The sequence below is a fragment of the Streptomyces sp. NPDC058335 genome (assembly GCF_042723915.1).
Taxonomy (GTDB): Bacteria; Actinomycetota; Actinomycetes; order Streptomycetales; family Streptomycetaceae; genus Streptomyces.
The window spans coordinates 19,425-32,747 of the sequence record NZ_JBHXHX010000021.1; the positions used below are offsets into that span (position 1 = coordinate 19,425).

At 70.3% G+C, this 13,323-nt stretch carries 14 protein-coding genes and 2 pseudogenes; 7 read left to right on the forward strand and 9 right to left on the reverse strand.

Features of this window, described 5'->3' with window-relative positions:
• The first annotated feature begins 39 nt into the window (after window positions 1–39).
• The 3 genes from ACFWJX_RS32545 to ACFWJX_RS32555 all read left to right on the forward strand — a co-directional run bounded on the left by ACFWJX_RS32545 (window position 40) and on the right by ACFWJX_RS32555 (window position 1,778).
• The gene (locus ACFWJX_RS32545) at window positions 40–324 is read left to right on the forward strand and encodes a hypothetical protein (protein WP_383249914.1); all 285 of its coding nucleotides are present in this window, start codon (window positions 40–42) and stop codon (window positions 322–324) included.
• Window positions 325–380: 56 nt separating this feature from the next.
• A complete protein-coding gene (locus tag ACFWJX_RS32550; RefSeq protein WP_383249915.1) occupies window positions 381–965 on the forward strand; it encodes a hypothetical protein in 585 nt (194 codons plus the stop codon).
• Between the two features lie 168 nt (window positions 966–1,133).
• Window positions 1,134–1,778, forward strand: coding sequence for a dihydrofolate reductase family protein (locus tag ACFWJX_RS32555; RefSeq protein ID WP_383249916.1), 645 nt, complete (start codon window positions 1,134–1,136; stop codon window positions 1,776–1,778).
• A 96-nt stretch (window positions 1,779–1,874) separates the two neighbouring features.
• On the opposite strand, the gene ACFWJX_RS32560 is transcribed toward ACFWJX_RS32555, so the two are convergent.
• From ACFWJX_RS32560 to ACFWJX_RS32570, 3 genes are all read right to left on the reverse strand, one after another.
• Window positions 1,875–2,705, reverse strand: coding sequence for an alpha/beta fold hydrolase (locus ACFWJX_RS32560; RefSeq protein WP_383249917.1), 831 nt, complete (start codon window positions 2,703–2,705; stop codon window positions 1,875–1,877).
• 420 nt (window positions 2,706–3,125) lie between these two features.
• On the reverse strand, window positions 3,126–4,241 hold the full coding sequence (locus ACFWJX_RS32565; RefSeq protein ID WP_383250025.1) for a PP2C family protein-serine/threonine phosphatase: 1,116 nt from the start codon (window positions 4,239–4,241) through the stop codon (window positions 3,126–3,128).
• 298 nt (window positions 4,242–4,539) lie between these two features.
• Window positions 4,540–5,997, reverse strand: a complete 1,458-nt coding sequence (locus ACFWJX_RS32570) for a PLP-dependent aminotransferase family protein (RefSeq protein WP_383249918.1) — start codon at window positions 5,995–5,997, stop codon at window positions 4,540–4,542.
• A gap of 46 nt (window positions 5,998–6,043) precedes the next feature.
• On the opposite strand from ACFWJX_RS32570, the gene ACFWJX_RS32575 reads away from it, so the two are divergent.
• The gene (locus ACFWJX_RS32575) at window positions 6,044–6,985 is read left to right on the forward strand and encodes an aldo/keto reductase (protein ID WP_383249919.1); all 942 of its coding nucleotides are present in this window, start codon (window positions 6,044–6,046) and stop codon (window positions 6,983–6,985) included.
• Between the two features lie 207 nt (window positions 6,986–7,192).
• Here ACFWJX_RS32575 and ACFWJX_RS32580 read toward each other — a convergent pair whose 3' ends face one another.
• Window positions 7,193–8,305 (reverse strand): ABC transporter substrate-binding protein, encoded by a 1,113-nt coding sequence (locus ACFWJX_RS32580; RefSeq protein WP_383249920.1) that lies wholly within the window; start codon window positions 8,303–8,305, stop codon window positions 7,193–7,195.
• Window positions 8,306–8,701: 396 nt separating this feature from the next.
• On the reverse strand, window positions 8,702–9,094 hold the full coding sequence (locus tag ACFWJX_RS32585) for a hypothetical protein (protein WP_383249921.1): 393 nt from the start codon (window positions 9,092–9,094) through the stop codon (window positions 8,702–8,704).
• A 69-nt stretch (window positions 9,095–9,163) separates the two neighbouring features.
• On the opposite strand from ACFWJX_RS32585, the pseudogene ACFWJX_RS32590 reads away from it, so the two are divergent.
• Together ACFWJX_RS32590 and ACFWJX_RS32595 are read left to right on the forward strand one after the other, a co-directional pair.
• A pseudogene (locus tag ACFWJX_RS32590) lies at window positions 9,164–9,374 on the forward strand (carboxymuconolactone decarboxylase family protein); the annotation flags it as partial.
• 247 nt (window positions 9,375–9,621) lie between these two features.
• Window positions 9,622–9,705: pseudogene (locus ACFWJX_RS32595) on the forward strand (glyoxalase); the annotation flags it as partial.
• Between the two features lie 101 nt (window positions 9,706–9,806).
• Here ACFWJX_RS32595 and ACFWJX_RS32600 read toward each other — a convergent pair.
• Window positions 9,807–10,103 carry a hypothetical protein gene (locus ACFWJX_RS32600; protein WP_383250034.1) on the reverse strand — a complete coding sequence of 99 codons (297 nt, stop codon included), beginning with the start codon at window positions 10,101–10,103 and terminating at the stop codon, window positions 9,807–9,809.
• Window positions 10,100–10,507 carry a hypothetical protein gene (locus ACFWJX_RS32605; RefSeq protein ID WP_383249922.1) on the reverse strand — a complete coding sequence of 136 codons (408 nt, stop codon included), beginning with the start codon at window positions 10,505–10,507 and terminating at the stop codon, window positions 10,100–10,102. Before ACFWJX_RS32605 ends, ACFWJX_RS32600 begins: the two co-directional genes overlap by 4 nt.
• A 74-nt stretch (window positions 10,508–10,581) precedes the next feature.
• Here ACFWJX_RS32605 and ACFWJX_RS32610 point away from each other — a divergent pair, with 74 nt between their 5' ends.
• On the forward strand, window positions 10,582–11,358 hold the full coding sequence (locus ACFWJX_RS32610; protein ID WP_383249923.1) for a class I SAM-dependent methyltransferase: 777 nt from the start codon (window positions 10,582–10,584) through the stop codon (window positions 11,356–11,358).
• A gap of 248 nt (window positions 11,359–11,606) precedes the next feature.
• Here ACFWJX_RS32610 and ACFWJX_RS32615 read toward each other — a convergent pair whose 3' ends face one another.
• Window positions 11,607–11,858, reverse strand: coding sequence for a phosphopantetheine-binding protein (locus ACFWJX_RS32615; RefSeq protein WP_383249924.1), 252 nt, complete (start codon window positions 11,856–11,858; stop codon window positions 11,607–11,609).
• 242 nt (window positions 11,859–12,100) lie between these two features.
• A complete protein-coding gene (locus ACFWJX_RS32620) occupies window positions 12,101–13,171 on the reverse strand; it encodes a BtrH N-terminal domain-containing protein (RefSeq protein ID WP_383249925.1) in 1,071 nt (356 codons plus the stop codon).
• Window positions 13,172–13,323: the final 152 nt, after the last annotated feature.

Genomic DNA, 13,323 nt, shown 5'->3' on the forward strand with positions numbered 1-13,323 from the left:
AACACCTACCGGCCACAGGCAGGCCCTGACCCTGTCCGCGTGCTGGGCGACTCGGACGAGCCCGCCCTTGACCCGGCGTGGATCGCCCTGGTCCCGGGGGACTACCCGTTCCGGCACTTCGCGCTGGGCGAGGTGTTCCACATCGCCGGCGGCATCGCCTGGCCCGGCCCCCACCACCGCGACTACGGCGTAGCGAAGATCGCGCACGGCGCCTGCTGCCCCATGCTGCACCCCGAGCGCCCCGACAGCAGCCGCGGAGCCGGCGAGCTGTGGCAGGCGATGCGGCTGCGCATGCTGAGAGACACGTCGCGCCGCGTAGGCTGACACCTCCCACGCGGCCGGTACGGCGCGGGGGCACAGACCGAAAACGGAGGGGTTACGTGAACCACGCGCAGCTTGTGGCCCTGGGCCGTGCCTTGCGGGTCCTGGGCGAGCACGGCGAACAGCTCTCGCGGGACACCCCGGACGCTGCGCTGCACGAGATCCGGGCGGACCTGACGCGGGCCCTGTCCCACCTGGAGGAGTCGATCACCGGCCCGAAGCCGACGACGCGCTGCCCTGAGCACCCGACCGGCCCGGTCGACCAGAGCGCCCGCGATCTGTGCCTGCTGTGCGAGACCCGGCGCCGGGCAGCACCCAAGCCGACATCCCAGGACGTCTACAGTCCCCCGGCCGCCGAGCGGGAGGTGCGGGTGCAATCGCGTTACGGCATCCGCGAGGAACGCCCTCAGCCGCAGGAGCGGTGGGTCCCGGAAATGTGGAACGGCCAGGCCTGGCAGCTGTGCGGAACGCCCCGGCGTGACCGGCGCGAGGCGGAGCAGTACATCACGGCACAGCGACGGGAGGCGAAGGCCGCCCCCGCCTATCGTGTGGTGCACGCCTTTACCGATCACGTCGTCGTCCGCACCTGGGGAAGCACGGACGTGCCGTCCGGGCGGCACAGGGATGTACAGCAGGAATTCTGAGCGCGGTACAGGACCCGGGGCGACGTGACCATGCTGGGCCCGTATCGGGCGGCTCGGCGTGAGCGGGAGTGCGACGCGTACCAAGCCGGGTGCCGTCGCAGCGATGAGTCTGAGAGCGCCCACAGGTCTACCTCCCGAACGGGACAACCCACTCATCGGGAGTAAGCCATGGGCCTCATCCACATCGAGCTGTTCGCCACCCTCGACCTCGTCGGGCAGGCGCCCGGCGGCCCCGACGAGGACCCGGTGCGGTTCCCGTTCGGCGGCTGGCAGGCGCCTCTGCTGGACGAGGTCGCCGGGGCGCAGGTCGGTGCCGCGTACGAGGGCACCGACGCCCTTCTGCTCGGCCGGCGGACGTATGACATCTTCGCCGCCTACTGGCCGCACCAGGAGGGCGGCGAGGACAACGAGATCGCCAGGCTCTTCAACAGTGTCCCGAAGTACGTGGCCTCCCGCGGCAGGCCCGACCTCTCGTGGGCGGGGTCCACGCAGCTCGGTCCGGATCTGGCCGGCGCGGTGCGCGAGATCCGTGACCGGCACGAGCACGTGAAGGTCGTCGGGAGTCTGAACCTGGTGCAGACCCTTCTGCGCGAGAAGCTCTTCGACCGTCTCGACCTCTGGGTGCACCCGATCGTGCTCGGCGTCGGGAAGAAGGTGTTCGACGGTGGCGAGGTGCCCACGAACGTCACACTCCTCGAACCGCCGGTAGCCAGTCCGAAGGGCACCGTGTACCTGCGCTACGGGCTCGCCGATGGCACGCCCGGGACGGGGGACATGAGCGCACCCGATCGCGGTCTCGGGCGCGACGCCTGAAGCCGCCCCGTGCCTGCGGGTCCGTGACGTCGGCGGCGAATCCGCCCGGTCGGCGTTCCGAGCAACGGCGGCGCGGATCACCGCCCCCGACAGGACCTAGGACCGCAGGAACTCGAGAATGTCGGGGTTGAGGACCTCGGGGTGGGTCGACAGCATCCCGTGGGGGAGACCTTCGTAGCTCTTCAGCGTTCCGTTGCTCAGCATCTTGACCGACAGAGGCGCCGCGTCCGCGTAGGGGACGATCTGGTCGTCGGTGCCGTGAGCGACGAGAACGGGAACGCCGATCTGCTGGAGATCTTCGTTGAAGTCCGTCTCGGAGAACGCCTTGATGCATTCGTAGTGGGCGTTGGCGCCGCCCATCATCCCCTGCCGCCACCAGTTGTCTATCAGCCCCTGCGACACCTTCGCGCCGGGCCGGTTGAAGCCGTAGAACGGGCCCGAAGGGACCTCGATGTAGAACTGCGAGCGATTGGCGGCCAGGGCTGCACGGAACCCGTCGAACGTCTCGATCGGCAGACCGCCGGGGTTGGAGTCCGACTTGACCATGACCGGCGTCACCGCGCTGACGAGCACGGCCTTCGCCACACGGCCCGGTGTGGCGCGGGCGACGTAGCGCGCGACCTCGCCGCCGCCCGTCGAGTGCCCGATGTGCACGGCGCCCTGCAGATCGAGCGCGTCGGTCAGGGCGGCCACGTCGGAGGCGTAGGTGTCCATGTCGTGGCCGGTCGCCGTCTGGGTGGAGCGGCCGTGGCCGCGGCGGTCGTGGGCGATCACCCGGTAGCCGTGCTGCAGGAAGAACAGCATCTGGTTGTCCCAGTCGTCGGCGCTCAGTGGCCAACCATGGTGGAAGACGATCGGCTGACCGTCGCGGGGACCCCAATCCTTGTAGAAGATGGCCGTGCCGTCGTCGGTGGTGACTGTGCCCATGACTGAAACCTTCCGCTTGATCAGCGAGGTCCGCGGGAGCATGCGCCGCGAGGAAGGAGGGCGTGCCGCACCATCTCGGAGCAGGCCTCTCCCTGTGCAGAGGGCAGCCCCCTGCGCCTCTGGCAACCGTACGCTCATGTCGCCCACGGGACACTTCAGGCGGGCGTTCTCCCCGCCAGGCCTGGAACCGGCGGGCCCGTCGGAAGGCGGGCCGAACGGTGGATCTGCTCAGGGAGGGGCGGCGCCGGGGCCGGCGGCGTGCCGGGCGGGGTCGGTGATCTCCAGCGCAGCGCTCCGGCGGCGACGTCGACGAGCGCCTCCTTCGCCGACCGGCGCAGTGTTCACCGCGACGGGGCGACGCCGTGCCCTGCTGATGGTGCGAGAAGGGCACACGGTGCGGTGCGGAAGCCGCGTGTGGCGTCAGCGACCGCCGGCCTCGCCGTGCCAGTCCAGGCAGATGACGCTGGCGTCGTCCCGCGGACGGCCGTGGCAGGCGTCCCTCACCGCCTCCGTCAGCGCTTGGACCGTCTGTCTCGCGTGTAGGTGCCGAGTCCGGCGCATCAGCGCGGACAGGTCGACTGCGGCCGCTTCCCGGTCCTGCATGCCGTCGGTGAGCAGGATGAGCCGGTCGCCGGGGCGCAGGTCGAATTCCTGGACGCGGTAGGGGATCGGTGAGGGGACGCCGAAGGGCAGGTTGACGGAGAGCGGGATCTCCTTCACGACGCCGTCGCGCAGGCGCAGGGGCCAGGGATGGCCGGCGTTGATGAGTTCGACGCGTGCCCGCGTGAGGTCGACGCAGAGCAGTTGCCCGGTCGCCATGGCGCCGCGCCCGTGGGCAAGCAGCGCCTGGTGGGCCTGACGTGCTTGCTCGGCGACGTTGCATCCTGTGCGTCGGGCGCCGCGCAGGGCCCCGAGCAGAAGTGTGGCCAGCAGCGCTGAGTCGACGTCGTGGCCCATGGCGTCGGTCAGCGACAGGTGCAGGGCATCGCGGTCCAGGCTGTAGTCGTAGGTGTCCCCGCCGATGTCGTCTGCGGGTACGAGTGCGCAGGCGACGGTGAACTGGGGTGCTTCACAGCAGGATGCGGAGGGAAGCAGCTGATGCTGGATCTCCGCGGCGAGTGTCAGCGGAGTGGTGCGCTGCCCCCACTGGTAGGCGTCCGTGAAGCGACGGTCCGTGACGATGATGTACGCGAGAGCGTGGGCGGCCTCCGCCACGTGTCGCAGCACCTCCCCGTCGGTGTGGGGGAGTGTCATCTCGAGGACGCCGATGCAGTCGCCACGGTTGGTGACCGGCGCGATGACCCGCTGCCGGCCCTCGGCGTCCTGCTCCTGGTGCAGTCGCTGATCACGGAGAACCAGTTGGTAGATGCTGCCCTGCAAGGGGATGCGCACGGGGCTGGTTCCGCCGGCTTCGGCGTCGTCGGCAGCGGTGAGCCGCACGAGCTCCTGGCCGACGAAATCCAGGAACAGGAAGGAAACCGAGACTGCCCCGAAGCGCTTCTGCACGTTACGTGCGACGACATCGACGGAGTCCATCGGCGCGGCGTCCTCCGCAGCGGCAAGGACCTCTCCCAAGGCGAACTCATCGGCCACAACAACCTCCAGACTGGTCGCCCATACGTCTTTCCGCTACCGGTCGAGACATCCCTGGCCGATCCGCAACGTCGCCCGCGCGAGTGATCCACCGGCCGTGAGGGCAGCCTTGAGCAGGCTGTGAGCGACACGCTTCGGCTGAACTCGTGGGCGGGCGCGAGGGTTCAGGTGCGTGCGCCGGGCGAACGGGACTCGCACCAGGGCACTGGCCCCGGAGCGCCGGCCACGAGTGGGCCTGATGTCAGCGATCGTCAGGAAGCGCCTGTCTCGTTGGCATGGGCGGCGAGGCCGTCGGTGACCGCAGAGCGTCCCGCAGGAGCGCGACGGCCGGGGGGATCTCCGTGTCGCTGATGTTGCCGTACCCGAGGACGAGCGCGCGTTCGTCCGACCGATGCGCGCGATAGTCGTCGAGGTCCGCCAGGCGTAGCCCGGCGGCGGCCGCCGCCCGGACCGCCCCGCGGGTGTCGGCGCCGTCCGGCAGGTGCAGAAGGATGTGCAGCCCGGCGGCGGTACCGGCGACGCGGCCCTCCGGTACCTGGGCGCCGAGGGTCCGTACCAGCAGGTCGCGGCGGGAACGGAACCGTCGCCGTGCCGCGCGCAGGTGGGCGTCGTACCACCCGCGGTCGATGAAGGTGGCGAGAGCGAGTTGGTCCAGCACCGGCGGTGCGGCGGCGACGAGGTTCGCTGCCCGGAGCGCCGGGGTCATCGCGTCGGGCGCGACCAGCCAGCCCAGGCCGAGGGCCGGCGACAGCGTCTTGCTGACCGAGCCGAGGAGGAAGACCCGGCTGGGGTCCATCCCCTGCATGACGGCGACCGGGTGGCGGTCGTAGCGGAACTCGGCGTCGTAGTCGTCCTCGATGACGAACCCGTCCACGTCGCGGGCCCAGCGCACCAGATGTGCCCGGCGGGCGGGCGACAGCACCGTGCCGGTGGGGAACTGGTGGGCCGCGCCGACGACCACGGCCCGTGCCGGTGTCCGCGCGAGGTGGTCGACGCGGAGGCCGTCGTGGTCCACCGGCACCGGGTGCACGCGCAGGCCGGCACTCGTCGCCGCGTCCCGCAGCCGCCCCCACCCCGGCTGTTCCACGGCCAGATCGGCGATCCCCTCGGCGCGCAGCGCCCGGCACGTGCGGACCAGGGCGTCGGTGACGCCCCCGCACACGGACACGGACACGGCACGCGTGTCCGCGCCGCGGGAGCGCCGCAGGTACTGCGCGACGGTGGTACGCAGCACCGCGTGCCCGGCGGGGTCGGGCAGGCCGAGGTCATAGTGGACGGCCGAGCCGGTGACCGCCCGCACGGCGTCCGCCCAGCGGCGGCGGGGAAACGCCCGCAGGTCGGGCAGGCCGGGCGCGAGGTCGTACCGGATCGGAGGCCGCGCCGGTTCGCGCGGCACGCGAGGCCCCGGCGGCGCGGCGTCCGGTATCCACGAGACACGCGTGGCGGAACCCACCCGGGCGGAAAGGTACCCCTCCGCGATGAGTTGCCCGTACGCCTCCGTCACGACCCAGCGGGAGCAGCCGAGCTCCTCGGCGAGCGCTCGGCTCGGTGGTACGGCGGCGCCCTCCGCCAGCCGGCCGTCCCGGATCGCGGCGCGCAGCGCGTGGGCCAGACGATCGTGCAGGCGGCGCCGCCCGCGCTCCGGAGGACTGACGTCGAGCAGTGTCGCCCACGCGAGATTGGTCCGGGAAGCAGCCACAAGATTGGAGCGTACCGCCGATCCGAATCCGCCTAGCGTGAGGAACATGACGAAGAAACTGGCCCTTGGGGCCATGCTGTTCGGTACGGCTCTGGACGAGCGCCGATCGTTCGAACTTCTGGACCGCTTCGTGGACGCTGGAGGCGTCTGGATCGACACCGCCAACTGCTATGCGTTCTGGGCCGATCCGACCGGCTTCGGCGGGCAGAGCGAGACGTTGCTCGGACGCTGGCTGGCACGGCGGCCGGGCGTCCGTGACCGCGTGAGGATCAGCACCAAGGTGGGCTGCGAGCCGACTGTGGCCGGACGATTCCCGGAGACGGCCGAGGGCCTGTCCGCCGGGGCCGTCAAGAACGGGATCGAGGCCAGCCTGCGGCGACTCGGCACGGACCACGTCGAGTTGTACTGGGCCCACAAGCCCGATCCGGAAACGCCGCTGGAAGAGACCGTCGCCGCCTTCGACGAGCTGGTGTCCGCGGGAACGGTCGGCCGGCTCGGATGCTCCAACTACCCCGTCTGGCAGATCGAGCGGGCGCGGCAGTTGGCGCGGGCGCACGGCGGTGCCGGCTTCACCGCGGTGCAGCAGCACCACACATACCTGCAACCGCGGCCGGGGACCGGGCCCACCGTGGTGCACCGGTTCGGTGCGGTCACCGACGAGGTGCTCCACTACCTCGAACACCACCCGGACATGGAGCTATGGGCGTACACACCGTTGCTGAGCGGCCGTTACACCCGCGCGGACAAGCCGCTTCCGACGGAGTACGACCACCCCGGCACCGCCCGCCGCCTCGCGGCGCTCGACGAGATCGCCGCCGAGACCGGCACGAACCGCAACCGGGTGGTGCTGGCGTGGCTGACCGGAGGGAACCCTGCCGCCACGCCGATCGTCGGCGTCAGCACGGTCCGGCAACTGGACGAGGCGGTCGCGGGAGTGTCACTGGAGCTGGACGCCGAGCAGCGCAGACGCCTGGACTCCGCGGTGTGACCTGTCAGGACACGCTTACCAGCATGCGGCATGCGGCATGCGGCCGTTGCCGGAGCGGCGCGGGCGCGGACGAGTGAACCGCCGCTCGGAGACTGCCGTCCGCCGGCAGCCGTGACACCGCACTCATGGGATCGCCGGCGGACGGGACACACCGCCTGATCTTCGCGGACCGGACGCGCCGCAGACCAGTCGGACCTCCGCGCTCGCTCAGCCGGCGTGGAGGATCCGAAAGCGATCGGGATCCGCCGGATCTCGATCAACGACCTGGACCGGCGTCCAAGCCCATTGCCAAACGCTGATGTCTGGCGTGCGGGAGAACCGGATCTTTCCGCGGGTGCCCTCGACTGCGACGCGCGGCCAGGATTCGGCGGTCCGCGCCCGGTCCACGCCGTGAGAACGCAGCACATCGGCGAGGACGGCGATGGTGTCGTAGCCCTCGAAGGCGACGAAGGAGGGCGCCTCGGCCAGTCGCTCGCGGAGGGCCCTCTCGGCTCGTGCACCGAGTTCGCTGAGACGCTCGGGCAGGTAACGCAGGAACGGGATCGCGGCGCCGTCGTCGCCCAGCAGCGTCTTCCATTCGGCGAACTCCGGTTGCCCGGCCGGAGCACCGATCAGGATCTCGGCGAGGCGCGGGTCGCGGCGGACGGACTTGACGATCGACACCGCCGGCTCCGGGTGGCCGACCAGAAGAAGCAGTGCTGTCGCACCATTGTCGACGACTTCGTCGCACACGGCCGTGGGGGCGAGCGCGCGCGTGTCGAGTTCGATGACCGTGCCGCCGCGGGGAGCGAGGCAGTCCCGCAGAGTGCCGGTCCCGGATGCCCAGTAGACACTCGGCTCGGCTGCTACGGCGATGCGGCTGTGGCCCGCGCCGAGGAGGAAGTCCGCGTAGATCCGCCAGCCGTGGGACTGCGCCGGGGCGAGGCGGGCGACCCATTCCGTCGGCTGTTCGGTGAGCGCGTCGAGAACCGCTGACGAGCAGAGGAACGGCAGGCCGAGGGCGTCGGCCCTGGCGGCAGCGGCGCGAGCGACGACGCTGTGATACTCCCCGGCCAAGGCAGCCACGCCCAGGCGAGCCAACTCGTCCACGGCCGCCGCGGCCCTCTGCGGATCAGCCGCGGTGTCTCGGACCACCAGCTCCAGCGGTCTTCCATCGATCCCGCCGACGTCATTGACGTCGCGAACGGCCAACTCGAGCCCAGCGAGCAAGTGTCGGCCTGCCTCGACCCAGCCAGGCCGAGTCAGCGGAACGAGAGCGCCGATGCGGACCGATGATCCGTCAGTCCGCTCTGTCCCGGACGGCGATGGTGGCGTATCCATGCGTTGGCAGTCTCCCGTGTGACGATTCGTTCGCAGTTTGCCCGGATCCGCACAGCGAGCGTCCCAGCCAGCCGATTGAAGAAGTCGATGTGGGGGACAGGGGCAACGACCTCGGCAAGTCAAGATCGTCCGGATGCGCAGCTTACCCACGCACAAGCCCACGAGCCAGGGCCTGTCCGTGGGCCTTCGAGGACGCCTTCGGCGACGTCGCGGACCCGCGGTCCCGGATCGGTGGAACAGCGTCATCGAGGAACGCGGTGAGAGACGCGGAGCGGCAGACGCGGGGCCGACTGCGCACCGCGACAGTCTGACGCGTCCGCTCAACCTGCGGGAACCATGGTCGTCCGTCGGCGGGAGACTGAGCCGACACCCGGATCGTGTCGGGCTTCCGTCTGCCTACCAGAGGGTGGAAGGTCCCGCGACGACCCAGCCGGCGTCGGTAGGCTTGACCCAGAAGCCCAATGACACCTCGATCGTCTGCGCGCGGTAGGTGACCTCGACGTAGACATGACTGCCAGTGTGGCCCCAGGCGAATGCCCCCAGATCGAGCTCGCGGAGCCAAGACAGGTCCCGCTCCCACTCGGCGGCAGCAAGGCCGCAACTCCCCTCGTCCGCACCGGCGCTCGCTCTGACCGAGCCGGCCCACAGCGACTTGAGCACATGCCGGACCGATGAGTGATCGACGAGCTGTTCGGCCTCAGGGATCTTCCCATCCCGGAACAGCCTGAAATAGCGGCGAACGACCGCTTCGACGTCAGACTTCGCAGGTCGCTCCGTCCAGATCTCCACTGCGAGAGCATAAAGGCCGGACGACGACGCCACTGAGCGCTTGTGATCGTCTCGGCGACCGCACCTCCCTACCTGACCATTCTGAGCACCGGCTTCCTGCGCAAGGCGGGCGAGTCCGAGGAGCGCATCACTGCCCTCTCCTCCTGGCAGGATGCCCCCCGTACTTCACCGCTGCCGAGCGCGCCGCCCTCGCCTTGGTGGAGGCCACCCTCCAGCCCGCCCGGCACGGTAAGGCTCGGTCTCGGACGAGCCGTACGCCGAGGTGGCGAAGCACTACGACGCTCACCGGGCGACTCACGATGATCGGCAGCGTCAGCCTCGCCCAGCGGACCTGGCTGTGGTCCTGGGCGGCCCCTCGGCGTCGAGCACGGAGGCCGCGACCATCCGTGCCTCTGCAACGAGTTCGGGGTCGTAGCCGAAGCCCGGCCAAGGGGGACGGAAAGTCGTTCTCCTCGCCGAACTGCCGCACCCGCTCGATGTCGTCCAGCACGGCATGCGGCAGCGACTCGTTCACGCCAAACTCACTTCCCCTGCGGGACGAGGAGTGGGGGGTGCGGCGATTCTTCGTGCGCGACCCCAACGGCCGGGTGGTCAACGTGCTGAGCCATCGCTTGGTTCGTCCTCGGTTCCCTCGCAGCCTCGGTCATCGCCCTGGTCCTCCACAGCGGCAAGGTGGGCCGCGCCTGCCCCGTGGCTCCCGGCAGCCGAGGCACTACTGGAACTGCTCCACGGGCGTGCGCCGGCCGGCCCGGAAGTCGATCAGGGCGGCACTGATGTCGCGCGCCGAGCCGAAGAAGAGAACCGACCGGTCGGCCGCCACGAGGATCGTCCCACCGCCTCGTACGCGGTGTACGACCGCCACCGCATCGTCCTCGGGCAGCAGGACGTGACCGAGATCGGCGTCCGGAGCGGTGCGGCGGTACAGTGCCTCGCCGAACTCGATGAGACGCCGCTGCTCAGGCGTGGGCGGCAACGGGTCCGCGGCCTTCTCCCGGTGTGCCTCCCTCATCCCTGCGCCCTGCCCTCGCCGTCGTGGACCGCCGCGAGTTCCGCGATCAGGTCCGGGTCGCGCATCCCGGGCAGGGCGTATCCCTCGGTCTCGTCCCACGGGACGTCGAGGTCGTCCATGTGTACGCGCCACTCGGCATCCGGCACGGCCCGGCGCAGCTCCGTCACGGAATCCAGCACATGGGCGATCACCGGCATCAGACGGCCGGGATCGAGCGGCATCTTGGTGGACCCGGCGACGATCTCCTCCGGCCCGGCCGCTCGCCCGTCGTACACGTACAGGCCTTCCTCGTCGTCATACGGAAACGACTCCATGTGCGCGGCGACGACGCGCGCGACCGAGGCCGACTCGGCCTCGGCCAGCGGTGCCGTACGGTGCGCGCTGTAGTAGAGAGAGACGCTCATGGCGGAAGCGTACGACCGGGCTGTGACAGCGCCGGCCGAGCGCCGACTGCCGGCAGCGCCGCTACGGTAACCCGATGGAACAGGACGAACGGCTCCTTCATGCCTCGTCGTTCGGCGCGGCGGCAGTCGCGTACGCCGAGCACCGTCCGGACTACGCGCAGGCCGCGGTGCGCTGGGCGCTCGAACCCGCGCCCGGCTCGCGCGTGCTCGACCTCGGTGCCGGAACGGGCAAGCTGACCGCCGCGCTGGTCGCACTGGGGGCCGAAGTCATCGCCGTCGAGCCCGACCCGGCGATGCTGACCGAGCTGCGCCACTCGCTGCCGGCTGTCCGTGCCCGGCAGGGCAGCGCCGAGGCGATACCGCTGCCGAACGCGTCCGTCGACGCAGTGCTGGCCGGCAACGCCATGCACTGGTTCGACATGGCCGTCGCGGGAACCGAGATCGCCAGGGTCCTCGCACCCAGTGGCATCTTGGCCGGCCTGTGGAACGTCGTGGACGACCGGGTCGACTGGGTTGCCGGCCTCGCACGGGTCAGCGGGAGCGCGGCCATCGGCCCGCGCGACACGTCCACCAGCTGGCGGTCCGAAACGGCCGACGCGCACCTCCCGAAGACCGGCGCGGCCCGGTTCGGCTCGCCGGAGCAGGCCGAGTTCCCGCACGGGCAGCGCCGCACCGCCGACTCTCTCGTCGCGACCATCGCGACACGCGCGGGGGTGCTGGTCATGCCGGAAGAGGAACGACAAGCCACGCTGGGCCGGATCCGCGCTTACCTCGCCGGTACGCCGGAGACCGCGGGCGGCGAGTTCACCCTCCCGATGCTGACGGGCGTGCTGCGCGTCCGGCGACTGTGAGGCATCACGTCGACAACGATCGATGGCATGCCGCACGCCGCCTCACGAGGGAAGGCGGTTCCGCTCGTCGAGCCGGTCCATGGCGTTGGTGTGGCCGGGGCGCTCGGTGGGGTTGGACGGTGCCGACAGGCAGCGGGGGTACACACGGCATTGCGACATTGCTATGACCCGGGCGGGTGGCGGACATGACCACGGGCGGGGTCTCGGTACGCCCCGTACGGACCACCCTTGTCGAAGGGTGCGGGCGCTCAGGAGCGGGGTAGCTCCGACAGAGCGTTCCACAGGGTCGACGGCGTCGCGAAGGTCTCCATGACCAGCATCTCATCCGGCAGTTCCAGCGAGAACCGGTCCTCAAGCTCCGCCACCAGGCCGAGCAACGTCAGCGAATCCAGGCCCAGTTCCGTCAGACTTGCGTTGGCGTCGACGGGTGTCTCCTCGTCGAGGAAGGGCAGTGCCTGCCGAAGTACGGATTCGAAGTCGCTGTAGGAGAGGTCGTTCACGGGCTGCTCCTCGACGCTGTGCGGCCTGCGGGGGACGGCTGTGCCCCCGTGTACCGGGCAGGGTAGTCCGTACGCGATCAAGAGGGTGACGTTACTCGGGTGCTGTCCGGATCCCGGACCGCGTACTCGACCATGCCGAGGCGAACCCGGTTCATCGCGAGTCGCCCTCCGGCAGGTGCGACTTCAGGGTCAAGGTAGCGCGGTCGAAGCCGAACTTGCGGTGGACCGTGCGCGTCGGGACGTTACCGACGTGGACGCGGCTCATGGCTTCGGTGGTGCCGTTGGCCAGGCAGAGCGCCGAGGGATTTCCGCAGCTTCGCGTTCCAGTCCCGTTCCAGGGCGGCCGTCTCGGTCATGAGGTCGGCGATGCGCCGTACCGCGACGGACCCCTTCCGGAAGCGCAGGAAGAAATAGTTCCGGGTCATCTCCCAGCGCCGGGAGAGCGCCTCCGCGTCGGCAGCGCGCTCGTGCAGGGACGGGAGCGCGCAGGTCTCGGCGGCAGCCCGCAGAAAGCGCGCGTTCAGGGCGCGCTGGCTGGCCAGCTCACCGAACCAGGCGCTGACCTCGATCGTGCCCACGGGGCTGAGTGAGGTGAAAAGGTCTGGGGCGGCGCGCAGTTCGTCGGCGCACGCGGTCACCAGGTCGGCGCCGGCGAAGGAGTGCGCGTTCCGGGCGACGGCGGAGCGGAACCGCTCCTGCTGTGCTTCCTGCTGCGCAGCCTGGGCCTCCCCGGAATCGAGCGTGCCGGCTTTCACGACCACCGTGCGGTTGCGCCAGTCGGGGTCGCCTCTGCGGGCTTCGCCCAGTGCGTCCGACGACATGGCGGTGAACAGCGTGCTCCTTTCCATGAAGCCGTCGAAGAGGGATCCCTGGTAGCGGTCGACGATCCGGAAACCGCCGGCTTCCTCCTTGTCGTTGCCGTCCCCGGGGTGGATCACGATCCGGTGCGAATGGTGCTGCTGGAGGTGGAAAGAGCTGTGGGGGACATGGAAGGTGTCCACCCAGGCGATCACCGGATTACCGTCCCGCAGTTGAGCCCGAATGTATTCCTCGGCTCGTTGAGAGTCGGCGTGGTGAACGTGGTCGGCGGTCAGGCCATACCATTCGCGCAGGGTTTCCTCTGGTGTCCGTCGCTGGATTCCGAGGTGCTCCACGGGCCATTCGGAGTCGACTGCGTCCGTCCTGCGGTGATATCCCCAGTGATCTCCCAGTACGCTCGGATCGCGGCCCAGCCAGGCCGCCGTGATGCCGAAGGTGGCTGAAATGCAGTCAAGTGCCGAAAAACCCGGGTCCGGTGAACCCTGCTGCTCCAAGAACTCCGCTCCTTCGCCGTCCATCGCCGTCCGTATGTACCTGGCCGATCCGAGGTGACCTCCCGCGCCCCTTGACGCGCGGGTTCCCGCGGGCTGCAGGACACCCCGGATGCTACGCTGTGGCCCGCCGGGCGTCCGTGAGTTGGCCTCAC

Coding starts and splice junctions, on each gene's coding strand:
- ACFWJX_RS32610 (WP_383249923.1), top strand. CDS start 10,582: ATGGAACAGGACGAACGGCTCCTTCATGCCTCGTCGTTCGGCGCGGCG.
- ACFWJX_RS32555 (WP_383249916.1), top strand. CDS start 1,134: ATGGGCCTCATCCACATCGAGCTGTTCGCCACCCTCGACCTCGTCGGG.
- ACFWJX_RS32605 (WP_383249922.1), bottom strand. CDS start 10,507: ATGAGCGTCTCTCTCTACTACAGCGCGCACCGTACGGCACCGCTGGCC.
- ACFWJX_RS32565 (WP_383250025.1), bottom strand. CDS start 4,241: ATGGACTCCGTCGATGTCGTCGCACGTAACGTGCAGAAGCGCTTCGGG.
- ACFWJX_RS32560 (WP_383249917.1), bottom strand. CDS start 2,705: ATGGGCACAGTCACCACCGACGACGGCACGGCCATCTTCTACAAGGAT.
- ACFWJX_RS32600 (WP_383250034.1), bottom strand. CDS start 10,103: ATGAGGGAGGCACACCGGGAGAAGGCCGCGGACCCGTTGCCGCCCACG.
- ACFWJX_RS32580 (WP_383249920.1), bottom strand. CDS start 8,305: ATGGATACGCCACCATCGCCGTCCGGGACAGAGCGGACTGACGGATCA.
- ACFWJX_RS32575 (WP_383249919.1), top strand. CDS start 6,044: ATGACGAAGAAACTGGCCCTTGGGGCCATGCTGTTCGGTACGGCTCTG.